This window comes from Cellulomonas sp. NTE-D12 (assembly GCF_027923705.1).
GTDB lineage: Bacteria > Actinomycetota > Actinomycetes > Actinomycetales > Cellulomonadaceae > Cellulomonas.
The window spans coordinates 1,067,772-1,088,209 of record NZ_AP026442.1 but is presented as its reverse complement, the minus strand read 5'-3'; the positions used below and the strand labels follow the sequence as shown (position 1 = coordinate 1,088,209).

At 74.6% G+C, this 20,438-nt stretch carries 18 protein-coding genes; 13 read left to right on the top strand and 5 right to left on the bottom strand.

The features are described from left to right. Window positions 1-27: 27 nt before the first annotated feature. Entirely contained in the window at window positions 28-1,251 is a 1,224-nt protein-coding gene (locus QMF98_RS04990) for a pyridoxal phosphate-dependent aminotransferase (protein WP_490715646.1), read from the top strand. Window positions 1,252-1,281: 30 nt separating this feature from the next. Here QMF98_RS04990 and QMF98_RS04985 read toward each other — a convergent pair whose 3' ends face one another. Continuing rightward, the gene (locus tag QMF98_RS04985) at window positions 1,282-2,628 is read right to left on the bottom strand and encodes a multidrug effflux MFS transporter (RefSeq protein ID WP_337974950.1); all 1,347 of its coding nucleotides are present in this window, start codon (window positions 2,626-2,628) and stop codon (window positions 1,282-1,284) included. Between the two features lie 105 nt (window positions 2,629-2,733). On the opposite strand from QMF98_RS04985, the gene QMF98_RS04980 reads away from it, so the two are divergent. Continuing rightward, window positions 2,734-3,522 carry an SOS response-associated peptidase gene (locus QMF98_RS04980; RefSeq protein ID WP_337974949.1) on the top strand — a complete coding sequence of 263 codons (789 nt, stop codon included), beginning with the start codon at window positions 2,734-2,736 and terminating at the stop codon, window positions 3,520-3,522. A 34-nt stretch (window positions 3,523-3,556) separates the two neighbouring features. Here QMF98_RS04980 and QMF98_RS16980 read toward each other — a convergent pair whose 3' ends face one another. Further along, complete coding sequence (locus tag QMF98_RS16980) at window positions 3,557-5,575, bottom strand: biotin--[acetyl-CoA-carboxylase] ligase (protein WP_348773395.1); 2,019 nt, start codon at window positions 5,573-5,575, stop codon at window positions 3,557-3,559. A 103-nt stretch (window positions 5,576-5,678) separates the two neighbouring features. Here QMF98_RS16980 and QMF98_RS04965 point away from each other — a divergent pair, with 103 nt between their 5' ends. The 4 genes from QMF98_RS04965 (at window position 5,679) to QMF98_RS04950 (ending at window position 9,839) form a co-directional block, all read left to right on the top strand. After that, window positions 5,679-7,328 carry an acyl-CoA carboxylase subunit beta gene (locus QMF98_RS04965; RefSeq protein ID WP_490715645.1) on the top strand — a complete coding sequence of 550 codons (1,650 nt, stop codon included), beginning with the start codon at window positions 5,679-5,681 and terminating at the stop codon, window positions 7,326-7,328. Continuing rightward, entirely contained in the window at window positions 7,325-7,864 is a 540-nt protein-coding gene (locus QMF98_RS04960) for a hypothetical protein (protein WP_263731653.1), read from the top strand. Before QMF98_RS04965 ends, QMF98_RS04960 begins: the two co-directional genes overlap by 4 nt. Then, complete coding sequence (locus QMF98_RS04955; protein WP_337974948.1) at window positions 7,861-8,073, top strand: acyl-CoA carboxylase subunit epsilon; 213 nt, start codon at window positions 7,861-7,863, stop codon at window positions 8,071-8,073. The genes QMF98_RS04960 and QMF98_RS04955 overlap by 4 nt, the downstream gene beginning before the upstream one ends. Window positions 8,074-8,144: 71 nt before the next feature. Next, on the top strand, window positions 8,145-9,839 hold the full coding sequence (locus tag QMF98_RS04950) for a DUF885 domain-containing protein (RefSeq protein ID WP_337974947.1): 1,695 nt from the start codon (window positions 8,145-8,147) through the stop codon (window positions 9,837-9,839). 30 nt (window positions 9,840-9,869) lie between these two features. On the opposite strand, the gene QMF98_RS04945 is transcribed toward QMF98_RS04950, so the two are convergent. Next, window positions 9,870-10,592 (bottom strand): SDR family NAD(P)-dependent oxidoreductase, encoded by a 723-nt coding sequence (locus QMF98_RS04945; protein ID WP_337974946.1) that lies wholly within the window; start codon window positions 10,590-10,592, stop codon window positions 9,870-9,872. Here QMF98_RS04945 and QMF98_RS04940 point away from each other — a divergent pair. Further along, window positions 10,591-11,451, top strand: a complete 861-nt coding sequence (locus QMF98_RS04940; RefSeq protein WP_337974945.1) for a helix-turn-helix transcriptional regulator — start codon at window positions 10,591-10,593, stop codon at window positions 11,449-11,451. The genes QMF98_RS04945 and QMF98_RS04940 overlap by 2 nt on opposite strands. Window positions 11,452-11,461: 10 nt before the next feature. Here the strand turns inward: QMF98_RS04940 and QMF98_RS04935 are convergent, their stop codons facing one another. Then, complete coding sequence (locus QMF98_RS04935; protein WP_490715644.1) at window positions 11,462-12,166, bottom strand: vitamin K epoxide reductase family protein; 705 nt, start codon at window positions 12,164-12,166, stop codon at window positions 11,462-11,464. Window positions 12,167-12,316: 150 nt separating this feature from the next. On the opposite strand from QMF98_RS04935, the gene QMF98_RS04930 reads away from it, so the two are divergent. The 6 genes from QMF98_RS04930 to efeU all read left to right on the top strand — a co-directional run bounded on the left by QMF98_RS04930 (window position 12,317) and on the right by efeU (window position 18,993). Continuing rightward, window positions 12,317-12,955 carry a Maf family protein gene (locus tag QMF98_RS04930; protein WP_337974944.1) on the top strand — a complete coding sequence of 213 codons (639 nt, stop codon included), beginning with the start codon at window positions 12,317-12,319 and terminating at the stop codon, window positions 12,953-12,955. Window positions 12,956-13,091: 136 nt separating this feature from the next. Continuing rightward, entirely contained in the window at window positions 13,092-14,882 is a 1,791-nt protein-coding gene (locus QMF98_RS04925; RefSeq protein WP_337974943.1) for an acetyl/propionyl/methylcrotonyl-CoA carboxylase subunit alpha, read from the top strand. Between the two features lie 4 nt (window positions 14,883-14,886). Further along, entirely contained in the window at window positions 14,887-15,390 is a 504-nt protein-coding gene (locus QMF98_RS04920; RefSeq protein WP_337974942.1) for an NUDIX hydrolase, read from the top strand. Between the two features lie 116 nt (window positions 15,391-15,506). Then, a complete protein-coding gene (efeO, locus tag QMF98_RS04915; RefSeq protein WP_337974941.1) occupies window positions 15,507-16,709 on the top strand; it encodes an iron uptake system protein EfeO in 1,203 nt (400 codons plus the stop codon). 53 nt (window positions 16,710-16,762) lie between these two features. Continuing rightward, complete coding sequence (gene efeB / locus QMF98_RS04910; protein ID WP_337974940.1) at window positions 16,763-18,073, top strand: iron uptake transporter deferrochelatase/peroxidase subunit; 1,311 nt, start codon at window positions 16,763-16,765, stop codon at window positions 18,071-18,073. 74 nt (window positions 18,074-18,147) lie between these two features. Then, on the top strand, window positions 18,148-18,993 hold the full coding sequence (gene efeU, locus QMF98_RS04905) for an iron uptake transporter permease EfeU (RefSeq protein ID WP_337974939.1): 846 nt from the start codon (window positions 18,148-18,150) through the stop codon (window positions 18,991-18,993). Window positions 18,994-19,024: 31 nt separating this feature from the next. Here efeU and QMF98_RS04900 read toward each other — a convergent pair whose 3' ends face one another. Next, entirely contained in the window at window positions 19,025-20,434 is a 1,410-nt protein-coding gene (locus tag QMF98_RS04900) for an NAD(P)H-quinone dehydrogenase (RefSeq protein WP_337974938.1), read from the bottom strand. Between the last annotated feature and the right edge of the window lie 4 nt (window positions 20,435-20,438).

Below are 20,438 nucleotides of genomic sequence, written 5' to 3'. Positions count from 1 at the left end.
GTCCGCCGTCGGCCTATCCTCGCGGGCGTGCCCCCGCTGCCGCCCCGCTGGCGTTCCGTCGCCGCCGCCACCGGCCTGCTGGACCCGTCGGGAACCGTGCGCTCGACGGTGTTCGCCGAGATGTCCGCGCTGGCCGCACGCACCGGGGCGATCAACCTGGGGCAGGGCTTCCCGGACGTCGACGGACCACCCTCGGTGGCGCGCGCCGCAGCGGACGCCATCGCGGCGGGCGCGAACCAGTACCCGCCCGGCACCGGCATCCCGGAGCTGCGGGCCGCCGTGGTGGACCACCAGCGCCGGCACTACGGGCTGGTGCCGGACGTGGACACCGAGGTGCTGGTGACCACGGGCGCGACCGAGGCGCTCACGGCGGCGGTGCTGGCGCTGACCGGACCGGGCGACGAGGTGGTGACGCTCGACCCGTTCTACGACTCCTACGCGGCGGCGATCGCCCTGGCGGGCGCCACGCACGTGACCGTGCCGCTGGTCCCGGGCCCGGACGGCTTCCGGCTCGATGTCGCGGCCCTGGGCGCGGCGGTCAACGACCGCACCCGGCTGATCCTGCTGAACACGCCGCACAACCCGACCGGCACGGTGCTGACCCGCGCCGAGCTGACAGCGGTGGCGGACGCGGCGGTCCGGCACGACGCCCTCGTCCTCACCGACGAGGTGTACGAGCACCTGGTGTACGACGGCGCCGTGCACGTCCCCGTCGCCACGCTGCCGGGGATGGCCGAGCGCACGCTCACGGTGTCGTCGGCCGGCAAGACGCTCTCGTTCACCGGCTGGAAGATCGGCTGGGTGACGGGTCCGGTGGACCTGGTGACGGCCGTGCGCACCGTCAAGCAGTTCCTCACGTACGTGTCCGGCGCACCCTTCCAGCCGGCGGTGGCGTTCGCCCTGACCGACCCCGGCGTCGAGGCGTGGGTGCGGGAGCTGGCGACGTCGCTGGCACGGCGGCGGGACCTGCTCTGCGCCGGCCTGCGCACCGCCGGGTTCGACGTGGTGGTGCCGCGCGGCACCTACTTCGTGCTGGCGGATGCCGGACCGCTCGGGTACGACGACGGCACGAGGCTGTGCCGGGAGCTGCCCGCCCTGACGGGAGTGGTGGCCGTGCCGGTCGGCGCGTTCACCCACGCCGGGTCGGCCACCGAGCGCCGGCTGCGCTCCTGGGTGCGGTTCACCTACGTCAAGCGGACCGAGGTGCTCGAGCAGGCTGCCGAGCGGCTCGCACGGCTCGCGCGCGGCTGACGGTCAGCCGCGGACACGCGGGGCTGACGGTCAGCCGGGGACGACGGTCCAGGCCGACCCGCGCCGGTACGCCGGCGTCGCGAGGGCCAGCACCAGCACCCCCAGCACCGCGGCCCCCGCCATCACCAGGGCCATCGCCCGCGCGTCACCGCCCAGCAGGCCGGAAAGCGGGCTGACCAGGCCGCCCCCGGCGGCCTGCACGGCGCCGAGCACCGCCGCCGCGGTGCCCGCCAGGCGCCCGTAGCGGGTCAGCGCCAGAGCAGAGGCGTTGGGTGGGGCGAGGTTGATCATCGACAGCGCGAGAGCCTGCACCACCAGCAGGGCCCAGAGCCCACCGACCCCCGTGACCGCGAGCCCCAGCAGCACCAGGGTGAGGCCGGCGAGCACCGGCTGGGCCACCCGCAGGATCCGGATCGGCGCCACCCGGCGCACCAGGGCCGCGTTCACCTGCGCACCGCCCACCAGCCCCAGGCCGTTGACCGCGAACATCAGCGCGAACTGCTGGCTGCTCAGCCCGAACCCGACCCGGTACACGAACGGCGACGCCACTACGTAGCTCATCAGCACGGCGGAGGTCAGACCGGGGATCAGCGCGAGGCCGACGAACTGCCGGTCCCGCACCAGCCGGCCGTACCCGGCGGCCGCCACCCGCACGCCGCCGAGCTGCCGCACGTTCGGCGGCAGCGTCTCGGGCAGCCGCCACCACACCGCCACCCAGAGCACCACCCCGAACACGGCCAGCGCCACGAACACCGATCGCCAGCCCCACTGCCCGGCGATGAACCCGCCGACCGACGGGGCGAAGAGCGGGGCCACGCCGATCACCAGCATCAGACGGGAGATCAGCCGCGAGGCGTCGGCACCGACGAACCTGTCCCGGATGAACGCCATGGCCACCACGGTGGCCGCCGCGTTGAAGAAGCCCTGGGCGGCGCGCAGGCCGACGAGCACGCCGATCAGCGGGGCGACCGCGCAGGTCAGCGAGGTGAGCACGTGCAAGGCCACGCCGACGAGCGCCGGCCGCCGGCGCCCGAACCGGTCGGACAGCGGACCGATGACCAGCTGACCCACGGCGCCACCGAGCATCATCGCCGTCATCGTCAGCTGGGCGCCGGCGGCGGTGGTGTGCAGGTCGCGCGCGACGTCCGGCAGGGACGGCAGGTACATGTCCGTCGAGATCGCCGGCAGCGCGGTCATGAAGCCGAGCATCAGCACGTAGCGCGCGTCCGGACGGTAGACCGGCGCTGCGGGCGTGGGGGCGTGCTCGGGCGGTGCGACCGTCCCGCCACCGGTGTCCGCCTCCGCCACCGGCGCGTCCGTCGGTCGCGGCGCCGGCGGCCCGGACGGCTGTGCGGGGTTCGGGGGCGTCGAGCTCATGGGCCCCCATCGTCACACGCATCCGACGGCCGCCGCGAATCGATTCGATCGGCGCGTCCGGAGCACGGCGCGCCCGTGTGGGAGGCGGGTGGCAGGGTGGGCGGCGTGTGCGGACGGTATGCGTCGTTCCGGGAGGACCAGGCGATCGAGGACGAGTTCGCCATCGCCACGGTGGCCGACGACGCACGGTTGCTCCCGCCGTCGTGGAACGTCGCGCCGACCGACGGCGTCCGCATGGTGGTGGAGCGGGCCGACCGCGACACCGGCGAGGTGACCCGCCAGCTCCGGGTGGCGCACTGGGGACTCGTGCCGTCGTGGGCCAAGGACCCGTCGATCGGCAACCGGATGATCAACGCCCGCCGCGAGTCGCTGGCCGACAAGCCGGCGTTCGCGCGACCCTTCGGGCTGCGCCGGGCCATCCTGCCGGCCGACGGCTACTTCGAGTGGCAGGCGCTCCCACCGGTGCCGGGGCAGCCGAAGGCACGCCGGCGCAAGCAGCCGTTCTACCTGCACCCGGCCGACGGGGGCGTGCTGGCGCTCGCCGGTCTCTACGAGTTCTGGAAGGACCCGTCCAAGGCCGACGACGACCCGTCCCGCTGGCTCGTCAGCGTCACGATCGTCACCCGTCCCGCGGACGCCCGCTTCGCGGCGATCCACGACCGGCAGCCGCTGCTGCTGCGACCCGAGGACTGGGACGCCTGGCTCGACCCCGCGGTGGACGGTGCGGCGGCGCGCCCCCTGCTCGACGCCCCGGGGCCGGAGCTGGTGGCCACCCCGGTGTCGACGGCGGTCAATGCCGTCCAGAACAACGGACCGGAACTGGTGCAGCCGGTGGATCCGGCGTCGGACCCGGCCGGGGACGTCGACGACCGTCAGGTGCGCGACTCCGCCTGACTCCGCGACGACGGCGCCCGCCCGGATCGGGCGGTCAGGCCCGGCCCAGCGCCACGGGCTCGACCGTCCCCAGCCCCTCGACGTCGCGTGGCGGCAGCGCGGTCAGGACGTACCGCGGGTCGTCGGCGAGCAATCGCGCCGTGGTGGTGTCCACCCACACCCCGCTCGGCTCGGTGATGTCGGTCAGGCGCGCCGCCAGGTTCACCGAGGCGCCGAACACGTCGCCGAACCGCGACAGCACGCGTCCCCACACCATGCCGACGCGCACCGGCGTCACGCCCCGCGCACCCTGCGTCAGGTCGTCGGCCACGGCACCCGCCCCGTCGCCGAACCGCGACGCCAGCCCGAGCGCCACCTCCGCGCCGGTCACCACGTCGTCGGCGACGAACAGCACGGCGTCCCCGATCGTCTTGACGACCCGTCCGCCGGCGGCCGCGACGACGTCCCGCGCGGCCGCCTCGAAGCGCTGCACGAACGCCGACAGGTCGGTCGACCCGAGCCCCGCGGTGCGCCGCGTGAACTGCACCATGTCGGCGAACCCGACCGCGCGGGCCAGCGGCAGGTCCGACGGGCCGGTGCCGACCTGCCGCGCCTGCCCCAGCTCGGCTGCGAACCGGCCGCCGATCGTCGCCAGCTGCCGGCGGAACGCCAGCACCAGCTCCTGCTCGAGGACCGGCGCGATGGCGGCGAGCCTGTCGAGCACCAGCAGGCGTGCGCTCGCGTCGTCCAGCCGGTACCGGGTGGCTGCGTCCTCGACCAAGGCCTCCACCTGCCACAGGGCGAGCCGGTCGGTGGTGTGCCCCAGGCCGCGCACGAGGGTGCGGACGGTCGACAGCTGCAGCCCCTCGCGCCGCACCAGGTCGACGAGGGCCCGCACCGCCTCGGCGTCGCGCTCCGTGTACGCCCGTTCGCCCGGCTCGGCCGCCGCCAGTCCGAAGGTGCGCCAGAACGTGCGGACGGACTCCTCGTCCACCCCGGCACGCAGCGCGAGCTCACCGGCGGTCAACGTGCGCGGACCGCCGAGCAGCACCTCGTCCAGCCTGGCCACCGTCGAGTCGGGAACCGGCTCGGCCGCCGCCCGCACCTCGGTCGGCGCACCGGCGGTCCCCGCACCCGGCCCGTCGCCGACGGCCGTCGCGGAGTGCGCGGCACCGCGGTCCACCTGGCCGCGCAGGTGCAGCACGTCGCCCGCCGCCACCACGTGCTCGCCGTCCGGCCCGGCCACCACCAGGGCGCCGGTCGCGTCCAGCCGGAGCGCCACCCCGTCGAGCACGCCGCCGCCCGGCAGCTCCACGTGCACGCGCCGGCCGAGCGTCTCGCACACCGCCGAGACCTCGGCCGCGAGACCGGCGAGGACGGCGTCCCCGTCGGCCGCCACCCACCGCTCCACCACCTCGAGCACCGCGCTGACGACCGCGGTCAGCACGGTCTCCCGGTCGGTGTGCTGCGCGCCGGCCAGGGCGAGCGACGTCGCGCTGTCCACGGGCAGCTCCGGTGCCGTCTGCGAGACGTTCACGCCGATCCCGATCAGCACGGCCGCACCGGGCCCCGCTGTCGCCCCGCCGGCCGCCGGGCCGCCGGGCAGCGCCACCACCTCGGTGAGGATGCCGCCGACCTTGCGCGCCGTTCCCCAGCCGTCCAGCTCCCCGACGTGACCGCTGAGGTCCACCAGCACGTCGTTGGGCCACTTGAGCGCCGCCGGCACGCCCGCGGTCGCCCTGAGGGCCGTCACCGCACCGAGCCCGGCCAGCAGCGGCAACCAGCCCCACCGGTCCGCCGGCACCCGAGGTCGGAGCACGAGGGTCGCCGTCAGCGCCGCGCGCGCGGGCGTGACCCAGCTGCGTCCCGCTCGCCCGCGGCCGGCGACCTGCTGGTCCGCCACGAGCAGCGAGCGGTCCGGCCACGACTCCGGGTCGGCCCGCAGCTGGTCGGCCACGGCGCTGCTGGTCGACCCGACCGCGTCCACCACCTCGACCTTCGCGAGCGGTCCCCCGGGCGTGAGCAGCAGCTCACGGAGCTCACCCCGGCGCAGCGGGGGACGGTCGGCGGTCATCCGGCCATCATCGTGCAGTTGTGGGGTCCCCACGAGGTGCCGCGACGAACCCCGTGACGCGCCTGCACGGCACCGCAGGGACGCGACAACTAGCCTTCGTCGGGTGACTCAGACCGATCCCTCCGGCGCCCCACCGGCCGACCCGTCCGCGCCGGCGGACGCGCCCGATGCCGCCGCCGAGGCCTCCGGCACCGCGGCGAAGCTCGCCGACCTGGCCGCGCGCCAGCAGGCCGCGATCGAGGAGGCCGAGCGCACCGCCGCCGAGAAGCAGCACGCCCGGGGCAAGAAGACCGCCCGCGAGCGCATCGAGGCGCTCCTCGACCCGGGCACGTTCACCGAGATCGACGCCTTCGTGCGGCACCGGTCCACCAACTTCGGCCTGGACCGCAAGCGCGTGCCCGGCGACGGCGTGGTGGTGGGGCACGGCACGGTGGACGGCCGCGAGGTGTGCGTCTACTCGCAGGACTTCACGGTGTTCGGCGGCAGCCTCGGTGAGGTGCACGGCCAGAAGATCACCAAGGTGATGGACCTGGCGCTGCGCACCGGCGTCCCGCTGGTCGGCATCCTCGACGGCGGCGGTGCGCGCATCCAGGAGGGTGTCGCGGGCCTGACCCAGTTCGCCGAGATCTTCCGCCGCAACGTGGCGGCCTCCGGCGTGATCCCGCAGATCAGCCTGATCCTCGGCCCGTCGGCCGGCGGTGCGGTCTACTCCCCCGCGCTGACCGACTTCATCGTGATGGCGGACGGCACCTCGAACATGTTCATCACCGGCCCGGACGTGATCCGCGCCGTGACCGGTGAGGACGTCGGCTTCGAGGAGCTGGGCGGCGCGACGACCCACAACACGAAGTCCGGCGTGGCGCACTACCTGGCGTCCGACGAGGACGACGCGATCGACTACGTCCGCGCGCTGCTGTCCTACCTGCCGCCCAACAACCTGACCGACCCGCCGTCGTTCGCCCACGAGGCCGACCTCGAGCCGACCGACGAGGACCTGGCACTCGACTCCCTGGTCCCCGACTCGGACTCCCAGCCGTACGACATGCGGACGGTCGTCGAGGCGGTGCTCGACGCCGGCGAGCTGTTGGAGGTCCAGTCGCTGTACGCCCCGAACGTGCTGATCGGGTTCGGGCACGTCGAGGGTCATCCGGTCGGCATCGTCGCCAACCAGCCGATGTCCATGGCCGGCACCCTGGACATCAACGCGGCCGAGAAGGCCGCCCGGTTCGTGCGGACGTGCGACGCGTTCAACGTCCCGGTGCTCACGTTCGTCGACGTCCCGGGCTTCCTGCCCGGCACCGACCAGGAGTGGAACGGCATCATCCGGCGCGGCGCGAAGCTGATCTTCGCCTATGCCGAGGCGACGGTCCCGCTCGTCACCGTCATCACGCGCAAGGCGTACGGCGGTGCCTACATCGTGATGGGCTCGAAGCAGCTGGGCGCCGACGTCAACCTCGCCTGGCCCACCGCGCAGATCGCCGTGATGGGCGCGAGCGGCGCCGTGAACATCCTCCAGCGCGGCGCCCTCAAGGCCGTCGAGCAGGCCGGCGGCGACGTCGACGCCGAGCGGCGGCGCCTCACCGCCGAGTACGAGGAGGCGATCGTCAACCCGTGGGACGCCGCCGACCGCGGCTACGTCGACGCCGTCATCCATCCGTCGGCCACCCGCGCCGAGATCACCAAGGCGCTGCGGCTGCTGCGCACCAAACGAGCCACCCTTCCGGCCAAGAAGCACGGGAACATCCCTCTATGAGCGAGCACGAGCACGACGAGCACGACCACGACGCCGCGTCCCACGGCAGCGACCCGCTGCGGGACGTCGACCCGACGGCGCTGCACGCGGTCGTGGACAAGATGGCCGCCGCCCTGCACTCCTACGTCGAGACGGCGGTGGGCGTGCGCGCGGAGTTCGGCGCGCACGAGGCCGACGAGGACCCGCGGGTGCTCGCCCTCGAGTCGCAGGTCGGCACCCTGAACGCCCAGCTGTACGACCTGCTGCACGAGACGCTCGGCGTGCACGCCGACCTGACCGGCATGACGTGGGACGACGACGAGCACGACGAGGAGCCGTCCGACCAGGACGTCGACACGTTCCACCTCGGCTTCGTCGTCGGCCCGCCGACCGGCGCGAGCGACCTCACGCTCGACTCGGTGCTCGACCTGGTCGACGCGGGCGGCTCCGAGCTCGCGCACAAGCTGCAGGACGCGGGCTTCCAGGTGATCGAGTGGGGCGCGTCCCGGGGTGCGCCGATGAGCTTCGGGGACGACGACGAGGACGACGAGGGGTGACCGACACCCCCCACGTCCACGTGGTCCGCGGGACGCCGGACGACGACGAGCTGGCCGCGCTGGTCGCCGGGCTCGTCGCGACGGCACGGTCCGACGACGCCCACGAGGGCGAGCACCCGGCCGCGTGGACGGACCGCCGGCGCACGGTACGTCCCACGCCCGCACCGACCCCCGGACCGACCACCTGGCGCTGGAGCCTGCACCCCTGACCACCCCCTGACCACCGCCGTCCGCGGATTCCCCGGGTGTCGGCGGACCGCCCGTCGGTAGGGTCGGCCCTGTGACCCCCGAGCAGCCCACGCGCCCGCACACCCCCGTCGACGAGGTGGCCGACTCGTTCGTCGACCGCTACGCGGCGCTGGACCCGCTGCTCGCCACTGAGCTCGGCGTCACCGGGCACGACTCGGAGATGACGGACCTGTCCCCCGCCGGGCACGCCGCCCGGTCGGACCTGACCCGCGAGACGCTGCAGCTGCTCGACGGCGTCGACCCGGTGGACGAGGACGACGTCACCACCCTCGAGGCGATGTCGTACCTGCTGGGCACGGACCTGGAGCTCGACGCCGCGGGCGAGACGCTCGCCACGCTGAACAACATCGCCTCGCCCGTCCAGGGTCTGCGGGACGTGTTCGACCTGATGTCGACGGACACCCCGGACGACTGGGCCGCCGTCGCCGCGCGGCTCGTCGAGCTGCCCGCCGCCGTCGCCGGCTACACCGAGTCGCTGCGTGCCGCGGCGGCCCAGGGGCACGTCGCCCCGGTCCGGCAGGTCGCCGAGGCGGTGCGGCAGGCGCAGGAGCAGGCCGACCCGTCGTCGTCGTTCTTCCCCGGGTTCGTCGCCTCCGCGCCCGACCAGCTGGCCGGATCGCTGCGGGTCGAGCTGGAGCGCGGGGCGGCGCTGGCCGGGCAGGCGTACGCCGCCCTGGCCGAGTTCCTCCGGGACGAGCTGGCACCGCTCGCAGTCGACCAGGACGCCGTCGGCCGGGACCGCTACGGCCTGCTCTCCCGGGCCTTCCTGGGCGCGACGGTCGACCTCGACGAGACGTACGCCTGGGGTCTGGACCAGCTCGCGGCCATCACCGCCGAGCAGGAGCAGGTCGCCGCTCGGATCGCCGGACCCGGCGCGACCGTCGAGCAGGCCGTCGCCGCGCTCGACACCGACCCGGAGCGGACGCTGCACGGCACCGACGCCCTCCAGGAGTGGATGCAGCGCACCGCCGACGCCGCCATCGCGGCCCTGGACGGCGTGCACTTCGACATCCCCGCACCGCTGCGGCACCTCGAGTGCCGCATCGCGCCGACGCAGACGGGCGGCATCTACTACACCGGCCCCTCGGACGACCTGTCACGCCCCGGACGGATGTGGTGGTCGGTGCCGCCGGACGTCACCGAGTTCAACACCTGGCGTGAGCGGACCACCGTCTACCACGAGGGCGTGCCCGGCCATCACCTGCAGGTCGGAGTCACCGTGGTGAACCGCCAGCGGCTGAACCGCTGGCGCCGCCTGATGGCGTGGACCTCCGGCCACGGCGAGGGCTGGGCCCTGTACGCCGAGCGGCTGATGGCCGACCTGGGCTTCCTGGAGGACGACGGCGACCGCCTCGGCATGCTCGACGGTCAGCGGATGCGCGCCGCTCGCGTGGTGTTCGACATCGGCGTGCACCTGGGCCTGCCTGCACCGGAGCAGTACGGCGGCGGGACGTGGGACGCCGACAAGGGGTGGGCGCTGCTGCGGGACAACATCCACATGCCGGAGTCGTTCATCCGGTTCGAGTGGATGCGGTACCTCGGCTGGCCGGGCCAGGCACCGTCCTACCTGGTGGGACAGCGGCTGTGGCAGCAGACCCGGGACCACGCCGCGCTGGCGGCCACGGCCCGCGGTGAGGCGTTCGACCTACGCACGTTCCACGACCACGCGCTGTCGCTCGGCTCGCTCCCCCTGCAGGTGCTGCCGACGGCGATCGCCCGCCGCTGACGCGGGCAGGCGAGAACCCGGCCGCCGGCCTCACCAGGGCACGACCGTGCCGTCCCAGGAGAAGAGCACGCCGCTCGGACCGTCGTCGGGCAGCGTCGCGAGCCGGACGGCGGCCGCGGCGGCCTCTGCCGGGTCGCCGCCCGCAGCGGCGGCCTGCGGGTTGAGCCGCGTCGCCCGGAGACCCGGGGCGAGCGCGTTCACCTTGATGCGGTCGCCCGCGAGCGCCTGCGCGTAGAACACCGTGAGAGCGTCGAGCGCCGTCTTCGACGACCGGTACGCCGCCCCACGACCGGTCCCGGCGGCGCGGTGGTCGAACTGCGGGTTGGGTCCGGTGCTCCACGTCAGCGATCCGGTGCCGCTGGAGAGGTTGACGACCCGGGGGTGGGCCGAGCGTCGCAGCGCCGGCACGAACGCGTTGGTCACCGCGACCACCCCGAACACGTTCGTCTCGTAGGTGCGCCGAAACACGTCCACCTCGACCTCGGTGAGCACGGTGCCGGTATCGAAGGACACGCCGGCGTTGTTCACCAGGACGTCCAGCACCGGGACGGTGGCGGACGCTGCCGCGATGCTGGCGGGATCGGTCACGTCGAGCGGCAGGGCCCGGCCGCCGATCTCCGCGGCGGTCCGCTCACCCCTGCCGGGGTCGCGGGAGCCGACCAGTACGGTCCAGCCGCGGTCCACCAGCTGACGGGCGATCTGCTTGCCGATGCCGCTGGTGGCACCGGTCACGAGTGCGAGAGGGAAGGTCATGACGTCCAGGCTCGGCCATGGCGGTGCGACGAACCAGGCCCACCTCGTACCACCCGGCGCAGGTGCGACGTCGAGGGCAGAGCTGGCGCGCTTCCTGCGCGACCGACGCGCACGCCTGCGTCCGGTGGACGACGGACCACGACGCACACCGGGGCTCCGCCGCGAGGAGGTCGCCGGCCGCGCGAGCATGTCGGTCGAGTACTACACACGCCTGGAGCAGGGCCGAGGGGCGCGGCCGTCGGCGCGGATCCTCGGCTCGCTCAGCCTCGCGCTCGAGCTCGACGCGGCCGACCGGACGCGGCTGTTCGCGCTGGCCGCGACGGCGCCGACCCCGCCGGCGACGGTGCCGCGGGACGTCCGCCCCGATGTCGTGGAGCTGCTGCACCGGATCCCCGGCACCGCGGCGCTCGTCACGGCGGCCTCCTACGACGTCATCGCCTCCAACGCCCTGGCCGACGCGCTGATCGGGCACCTGCGCACCGAGCCGAACCTCGCCCGTCGCTTCTTCCTCGACGGTCGGCACTGGAGCTCGGACGCCGACGGGTTCGCCGAGGTCGCCGTCGCCCGGCTGCGCGCGGCGGCGACGCGCTACCCGGCAGACCCCGGCCTGACAGGCCTGCTGGCGGAGCTCCAGGCGGGCAGCGCCTCGTTCCGCGCGTTGTGGGCGGCCGAGCCCACCAGGACTCCGGGGCACCGGACCAAGACGGTGGACCATCCCGTCGCGGGACGGTTGCGCGTGGACTGCGACGTGCTCCTGGTGCCGGAGGACGACCAGCAGGTGGTGCTGGTGACGGCGCGCCCCGGCAGCCGGGACGAGCAGGCGCTGCGCGCGCTCCTCGAGACGGTCCCCGTGCGCTGAGCGGCCGGTCTCAGCCCAGCAGGCCGGCGCCGTACCGGATGACGATCATCGCCAGCAGCACCACGCAGAAGGCCCCGGTGACGAACCAGTCGTTGCCGGACGCGACGAACCGGCGCGCGCCCACACCCGCCGCGCCGCGCAGTGCCAGGTTGCCCTCGCGGACGTTGAACCGGGTCAGGCCGGCCCACACCAGCGTCGTGGTGAAGGTGATCAGCAGGCACCACGGGCACAGCGCGTGGATGACGAAGTACGACTGGGTGAACAGCCAGAGGGCGAACAGCAGGCCGATCGTGTAGAGCACCTGGGCGCCGAGCATGAACCACCGGGGGAACCGGACGCCGGCCAGCACCGCGACGGAGATGGTCAGCACCACCGACTCGAACAGGATGCCGAGGAACGCGTTGGGGAAGCCGAGCAGCTGGGCCTGCCACGTCCGGGCGACCGTGCCACAGCTGATCACGCTGCTGATGTCGCACGAGAACACCGCGTTGGGGTTGGCCGCCAGGTGCCAGGCCTCGATCGACAGCACGAAGGACGTGTAGAGCCCGAGCAGCCCCGACACGATCATCTCGATCGCCGTGCGGCGCACCCACCGCGTCGGGGCGGGTACAAGCAGCTGCGGGTCCTCCGTCCCGTCGAGGCCGTCGACCTCGTCGTCCAGCACGTCGTCCAGCTCGACGCCGTCGCCGCCGGACCCTGCGCGCGTGTGTGCCACGGCCCCTCCCCGTCTCGTCGTGCGCCATTGTGCCCGACGAACCCGGGGGCGACGGAGGGCCGAAGCCCCGCGCCTCGGCACGGCCCGCCGGCACGGCGCAGGGGCCGGTCGCCGGGCCGCCCCGAGGTCCCGCGGCTACTGTTCCCCAGCGTGACGCGCCTGCTGCTGGCCTCCGCCTCCCCCGCCCGCCGTGCCACCCTCCGGGCCGCCGGCATCGAGCCGCTCGTGCTCGTCTCCGAGGTGGACGAGGACGCCGTGCTCGCCGCCGCCGGCCGGCTCTCCCCTGCCGAGGCGGTCCTGGTCCTCGCCCGCGCCAAGGCCGAGGCCGTGCACGCCGCGCTGCCCGACCGGCACCCGCGCACGCACGACCTCGTCGTGCTCGGCTGCGACTCGATGCTCGAGCTGGACGGCCAGGTGCTCGGCAAGCCGACGGACGCCGACGACGCGGTGTCCCGCTGGGACGCCATGCGTGGCCGCAGGGGCGTGCTGCACACCGGGCACTGGCTGGTGGACGCACGGGCGACGACCGCCGGCGGCACCGGCCGCGCGTTCGGGGAGACGGCGTCCACCGTCGTCCACTTCGCCGACCTGTCCGATGCCGAGGTGGCGGCGTACGTGGCGACCGGCGAGCCGCTGCTGGTGGCGGGCGCCTTCACCGTCGACGGCCGCGGCGGTCCGTTCGTCGAGCGCATCGAGGGCGACCACCACAACGTCGTCGGCCTCTCGCTGCCGCTGCTGCGCCACCTGCTGGCGCGGGTCGACGTGCCGCTGACCGACCTCTGGGCCTGACCGACCCCGCTGCTCCCGCCGCCACGTGTGGGACCTGCACAACCCGGACGGCGCGCGCCTTGGTGGTTCGCCCAAACCTGACCGGCACCGCCCAGCCGCACCCGTCCCCGCGATGGACCGGGCGTTACGGTGAGCCGTGCCCGCCATCACCAAGGTCCTGGTCGCGAACCGGGGCGAGATCGCCGTGCGCATCGCACGTGCCTGCCGCGATGCCGGTATCGCCTCCGTCGCCGTGTACGCCGAGCCCGACCGGGAGGCTCTGCACGTGCGGCTGGCCGACGAGGCGTACTCGCTCTGCGGCGCCCGCGCCGCGGACACCTACCTCGACTCCGCCAAGCTGCTCGACGTCGCCCGGCGCGCCGGTGCCGACGCCGTGCACCCCGGCTACGGCTTCCTCTCGGAGAACGCCGCGTTCGCGCAGGCCGTGATCGACGCCGGGCTGGTGTGGATCGGTCCGCCGCCCGTCGCGATCGAGTCGCTCGGCGACAAGGTGAGCGCGCGGCACATCGCGCAGCGTGCCGGGGCCCCGCTGGTGGCCGGCACGCCGGACCCGGTGACCGGTCCGGCCGAGGTGCACGCGTTCGCCGCCGAGCACGGGTTGCCGGTGGCGATCAAGGCGGCGTTCGGCGGCGGCGGGCGCGGCCTGAAGGTGGCCCGCACGGACGACGAGATCGACGAGCTGTACGAGTCGGCGGTGCGCGAGGCGGTCGCCGCCTTCGGCCGTGGCGAGTGCTTCGTCGAGCGCTACCTGGACCGGCCCCGGCACGTGGAGACGCAGTGCCTGGCCGACCAGCACGGGACGGTCGTCGTCGTCTCCACCCGAGACTGCTCGCTGCAGCGTCGCCACCAGAAGCTGGTGGAGGAGGCGCCCGCACCCTTCGTCACCGCGGAGCAGCACGACGAGCTGGTCCGGGCGTCGATCGCCATCATGCGCGAGGCGGGCTATGTCGGCGCCGGCACCTGCGAGTTCCTGCTCGCGGCGGACGGCACCATCTCGTTCCTCGAGGTGAACACCCGGCTGCAGGTGGAGCACCCGGTCAGCGAGGAGGTCAGCGGCATCGACCTGGTCCGCGAGCAGCTCCGGGTCGCCGCCGGCGAGCCGCTCGGCTACGACTCCGTGCCGACCCGCGGCCACTCGATCGAGTTCCGCCTCAACGGCGAGGACCCGGCGGCCGGCTTCCTGCCTGCCCCCGGCCGGATCAGCACCCTGCGGTTCCCCTCCGGCCCCGGGGTCCGCGTCGACTCCGGCGTGGTCGAGGGCGACACCGTCTCCGGCGCCTTCGACTCGATGATCGCCAAGCTGATCGTCACCGGCGCCGACCGGCCCCAGGCGATCCAACGCGCCCGCCGCGCGCTGTCCGAGCTCGAGGTGGTCGGCATCCCCACGGTGGTGCCGTTCCACCGGGCCGTGCTGCAGACCGAGGAGTTCGCGCCGGCAGACCCGGCGCAGCCGTTCACGGTGCACACCCGCTGGATCGAGACCGAGTTCGCGGACCGCCTCGCGGCCCTGGCACCGGCCCCCCCGAGGACCGCCGACGACGAGGACGACGAGCCGGACGCGCTGGAGCGCGTGGTGGTCGAGGTCGGCGGCAAGCGCCTCGAGGTGGTCCTCCCCGCTGCACTCGCCGGCGGACGCACCGGCCCCCGTGGTCGCGCGGCGCTGCAGACGGCACGCCGGCCGGTGCGTCGCGCGGTGGCCGCCAAGCCGGGCGGCACCACGCTGACGTCGCCGATGCAGGGCACCATCGTCAAGGTCGCCGTTGCGGAGGGCACCCAGGTGGCCGAGGGTGACCTGGTGGTGGTCCTCGAGGCGATGAAGATGGAGCAGCCCCTGCTGGCGCACCGTGCGGGCACCGTGACGGCGCTCAGCGCCGGGGTGGGGTCCAGCGTCTCGGCCGGCACCGCCATCTGCGAGATCGTCGGCTGACCACGTGACGGACGCCGCGGTGCCGCCCCGTGACCGGCTGCACCGCCAGCCCGGCGACGGCTGGGTGGACTGCCGCTGCGGGCGCCGCCACTGGGGTCTGTTCGGCGCGGCAGGACTGCTGCTGGTGCGACGGGATCACGACGGCAGACCGACGCACGTGGTGCTGCAGCACCGCGCCACCTGGAGCGACCAGGGCGGGACGTGGGCGCTGCCGGGCGGCGCGATCGCTCCCGGCGAGTCGGCGGTGGCGGGCGCCCTGAGGGAGGCGCACGAGGAGGCAGGCATCGACCCGTCGGCCGTGGCCGTGCGAGGTGAGCACGTGCTGGCGCACCCCGACTGGTCGTACACCACGGTGCTGGCCGACGAGGCGGGGCACGTGGTCCCCGCGGTGACGGATGCCGAGAGCGCGGCCGTCGAGTGGGTGCCGGTGGACCAGGTGACGGCGCGACCGCTGCTGACGGCCTTCGCCGATGCGTGGCCGGAGCTGCGCGCACGGATCGGCGGCTGAGCCCCCGGGAGCCCACGACGGTGACATCCCCTTGTCGGCGCCCATGCTCGGTTAGTTAGGGTAGGCATACCTAACCCGCCTGACGCGGTCGTGCCGCGCCGTCGACGAGGAGCACCATGCCCCGCCGCCCCCTCAGCCGCGCCCCGTTCGCGCTGGCCGCCACCGCTGCCGTGCTCACCGTCGGCGCCTGCGTCCCGAACCAACCGGAGGTCAGCGGCCCCACGACCACCGGAGCCGGCACGGTCTCGGTCAGCTCGACCTCGGACGGGTGCCGCCTGTCCACCGCCGAGGCGGCAGCCGGCACCGTCACCTTCCGGGTGCGCAACGACGGTTCGGATGTCACCGAGTTCTACCTGCTCGGGCCCGACGGGCTCCGCGTGCTGGCGGAGGCCGAGAACATCGGTCCGGGGCTGTCCCGCGACCTCGTCGTGCGGCTCGAGCCGGGCACGTACCGCACGGCGTGCAAGCCCGGGATGGTGGGGGACGGCATCAAGGCCCCCTTCACGGTGGTCGGTTCGGCGGCGACCGTCGACGCGAGCCGCGCGGAGGTGCTGTCGGCGGCGCAGACGTCGTACGTCGCCTACGTCCGCGACCAGACCGAGCAGCTGCTGGCGGGCACCCGCCGGTTCGCGGACGCGTACACGAGCGGCGACGACGCGGCGGCCCGCAGCCTGTACGCCGCGACCCGGGTGCACTGGGAGCGGGTGGAACCGGTCGCCGAGTCGTTCGGCGACCTCGACCCGCTGCTCGACCTGCGGCAGGCCGACCTGACGGCCGGGCAGGCGTGGACCGGCTGGCACCTGCTCGAGAAGGACCTGTGGGCGCCGGACGCCGCGGCGAACGGCGCGCCGTACGTCCCGCTGACCGCCGCGGAGCGCCGGTCGGCCGCCGACCAGCTGGTCGCGACCACGCAGCAGCTGATGGACCGCGTGACCGCCGCGGACTTCACCGTCGAGGCGTCCCAGATCGCGAACGGTGCCAAGGAGCTGCTCGACGAGGTGGCGACCGGCAAGGTCACCGGCGAGGAGGAGACGTGGTCCCACACCGACCTGTGGGACCTGCAGGCGAACCTGGACGGCGCGCGCGTGGCCTACCAGGTGCTCGCCGACCTGGTGCGGGCCACCGACCCCGACCTGGCCAGCGAGCTCGACGAGCGCTTCCAGGCCGTCTCCGCGCTGATGGCGACGCACGGCTCCTACGACGCCGGGTTCGCCGCCTACGACTCCCTCGGTGCCGACGAGGTCAAGCAGCTGTCGGTCGCGGTCGACGCGCTCTCCGAACCCCTGTCCCGGCTGGCCGCGGCCGTGGTCGCCGCGTGACGCCGTCCGCTCGGCCCGGGCGGCCCACGGCCGGCGACGCGGGCACGCGACCGGTGCCCACCCTGTCCCGACGGGCGTTCCTCGGGCTCGGCTCCGGGGTCCTGGCCGCGGGCGCGGTCGGAGCCGCCGGGTTCGAGGTCGGCCGGCGCGCCGCGGTCGAACGGCTCCCCGGCAGCCCGGCGGGCACCCATCCGTTCACCGGACCCCACCAGGCGGGGATCGTCACCCCGGCTCAGGACCGCCTGTACCTGGCTGCGTTCGACGTGACGACCACGTCCCGCGACGAGGTCGTCGGGCTGCTGCGCCGCTGGACGACGATCGCCGCGCGGCTGACGCAGGGCCTTTCGGCCGGTCCGCTCGGTCCGGTGTCGGGTCCGTACGACGCACCGCCGGACGACACCGGCGAGGCGCTCGGCCTGCCGCCGGCACGGCTGACGGTCACCTTCGGCTTCGGCCGCTCGCTGTTCGTCGGGGACGGTGCGGCGAGGCACGACCGCTTCGGCCTCGCGGCGCGGCTGCCGGACGGCCTCGTCGAGCTGCCGCACTTCGCCGGCGACGCCCTCGACCCGACGCGCAGCGGCGGTGACCTGGTGGTGCAGGCGTGCTCCGACGACCAGCAGGTGGCGGTGCACGCCGTGCGCAACCTGTCCCGTGCAGCGTTCGGGGCCGCGACGATCCGGTGGACCCAGCTCGGCTACGGCCGCACGTCGTCCACCTCGACGGCGCAGCAGACGCCACGGAACCTGTTCGGCTTCAAGGACGGCACGGCCAACGTCATGGCGGAGGACACCGAGGCCCTGGCGCAGCACGTCTGGGTACCGTCCGGCGAGGCATGGCTTGCGGGAGGTTCGTACCTGGTCGCGCGGCGCATCCGGATGAGCATCGAGACGTGGGACCGCGCCTCGCTGCGCGAGCAGGAGGCCGTCGTCGGGCGGACCAAGGGTGAGGGCGCGCCGCTTTCGGGCGGCACCGAGCGCACGGAGCCCGACCTGGCCGCCACGGGGCCCGGCGGCAGCCGCCTCGTACCGGCGGACTCCCACGTCCGGCTCGCGCACCCGAGCACCAACGGCGGGGTGCGGATGCTGCGGCGCGGCTACACGTTCACGGACGGCAACGACGCGCTCGGCCGGCTCGACGCCGGGCTGATGTTCCTGGCGTTCGTCCGGGACCCCCGCACGCACTACGTGCCGATGCAGACGGCGCTGGCCCGGTCGGACGCCATGGGCGAGTACGTGCAGCACACGGGTTCCGGGCTGTACGCCGTGCCAGCGGGCCTCGCGGAGGGCTCCCTCGTGCTGGGGGCGGACGGGACGCCGGTCACGACCGCAGCGAGCCCGTTCGTCGGCCAGGCGGCGTTCGACTGAGATGGGCACTTAGGCTAGCCTTACCTCACCGACCGTCCAGGCGCCCAGCGGCCCACCGACCACGAAGGTGCACGATGCTCGCCAACTACCTGATCGGCCTCCGCGAAGGCCTCGAGGCCGCCCTCGTCGCCAGCATCCTGGTCGCCTACCTGGTCCGCCTGGGCCGGCGCGACCTGCTCCCCGCTCTCTGGGCCGGCGTGGCCGCCGCGGTGACCGTCTCCCTCGCCTTCGGGGCGCTGCTGACCTTCGGTCCGTCGGGTCTGACGTTCCGCGCTCAGGAGGCACTGGGCGGCCTGCTCTCGCTCGCGGCCGTCGGCCTGGTCACCTGGATGATCTTCTGGATGGCGCGCACGGCCCGGTCGATGCGCTCGGACCTGCAGCACCGCCTCGACGACGCCGTGGCGGCCGGGCGGGCCGCCGTCCTGGTCACGGCCCTGCTCGCCGTCGGCCGCGAGGGGCTGGAGACGGCGCTGTTCCTGTGGGCCGGCGCCAAGGCGGCCGGGACGACGAGTGCCGCACCGCTGACCGGTGCCGCGCTGGGGCTCGCGACCGCCGTGCTGCTCGGCTGGCTGCTCTACCGCGGCAGCGTCCACCTGGACCTGCGGGCGTTCTTCGCCTGGACGGGCGCGTCCCTGGTGGTCGTCGCCGCCGGGGTGGCGGCCTACGGCATCCACGACCTGCAGGAGGCGGGCATCCTGCCCGGTGAGGACGCCCTCGCGTTCGACGTCTCCGGCGCCGTGCCGCCCGGCAGCTGGTACGGGGTGCTCCTCAAGGGCGTGCTGAACTTCTCCCCCGCGACGACGTGGCTGCAGGCGGTCGTCTGGGTGCTGTACGTCGGCGTGGTGCTGACCGCCTTCGTGCGCACCGCGTTCCCCCGGCGCGTTCGGCGCGCGGACCCGGCGGTGGTCGCCGCCGGCTGAGGCGCGGGCCCGTCCCGACCGGCCCGCCGGGTCAGTCCACGGGCCGGTGGTGCAGCATGCGCGCCACCTCCGCGATGGTCCCGGACATCGACGGGTACACCGTGATCGCGTCGGCCAGCTGGTCCGCCGTCATCCGGTGCGCCACCGCGAGCGTCAGCGGGAACACCTGCTCGCTGGCCCGGGGCCCGACGACGACGGCGCCCAGCACCGTCCCGCTCGAGGGGTGGGCGAACAGCTTCACGAAGCCCTCGTGCACGCCCAGCATCTTGGCGCGCGGGTTGCGCGCCAGGGGCAGGCTGCTGACCTCGTAGGGTGTGCCGGTCTCCCGCAGCCGCGCCTCGGACAGGCCGACGGTGGCGATCTCGGGGGTGGTGAAGACGTTCGCCGCCACGCCGCGCAGCGACAGCGGTGCGACGGCGTCGCCGAGCGCGTGGGACATCGCGATGCGGCCCTGGGTCGCCGCGACGGAGGCGAGCGGGAGGACGCCCGTGCAGTCGCCCGCGGCGTAGACGCCCCGCGCGGACGTGCGGGACACCTGGTCGACCAGCACGTGGCCGGCCGGTCCGAGCCGGACACCGGCCTCCTCGAGCCCGAGCCCGGCGGTGCTGGGGATGGACCCGACCGCGAGCAGCACGTGGGACCCGGTCACCACCCGTCCGTCGGACAGCTCCACCTCGACACCGTCCGCCGTGCGGCGGGCCGCCACCGCGCGCGTGCGGCCCAGCACGGTCATGCCGCCGGCGGTGAACACCTGCTCCAGCAGCTCGGCTGCGTCGGCGTCCTCCCCCGGCAGCACATGGTCGCGGCTCGAGACCAGCACCACGTCCACGCCCAGCGCGCTGTAGGCGCCGGCGAACTCGGCACCGGTCACGCCGGACCCGACCACGATCAGCCGGCGCGGCAGCTCCGCGAGGTCGTACAGCTGCGTCCAGGTCAGGATGCGCTCGCCGTCCGGCATCGCCTCGGGCAGCACGCGCGGCGTCGCGCCGGTGGCCAGCAGCACCACGTCCGCCTCGACCACCAGGTCGTCCCGGCCCGCCGGGGTCCGGACCGCCACGTGCTGGGCGTCCTGCAGCGACCCCTCGCCGAGGAGCACCCGGACACCCTCCCGCTCCAGCCGCGCGCCGATGTCCGCCGACTGGGCGGCCGCGAGCGCCTTGACCCGGGTGTTGACCGCCGCCAGGTCGATCGTCGGCCCCTGGGCCTGCGGCACCCCCACCCCGAGCTCCGGCGCCAGGGAGGCCGTGGTCATCCACTCCGCCGTCGCGATCAGCGTCTTGGACGGCACCACGTCGGTCAGCACGGCGGCCCCGCCGAGCCCGGTGCGCTCCACCACGGTGACGTCGGCCCCGAGGCGCCGGGCGACCAGCGCGGCTTCGTAACCACCCGGCCCTCCGCCGATGACGACGACACGACCGGTCGGGACGGCGGGAGCGCTCACCCCC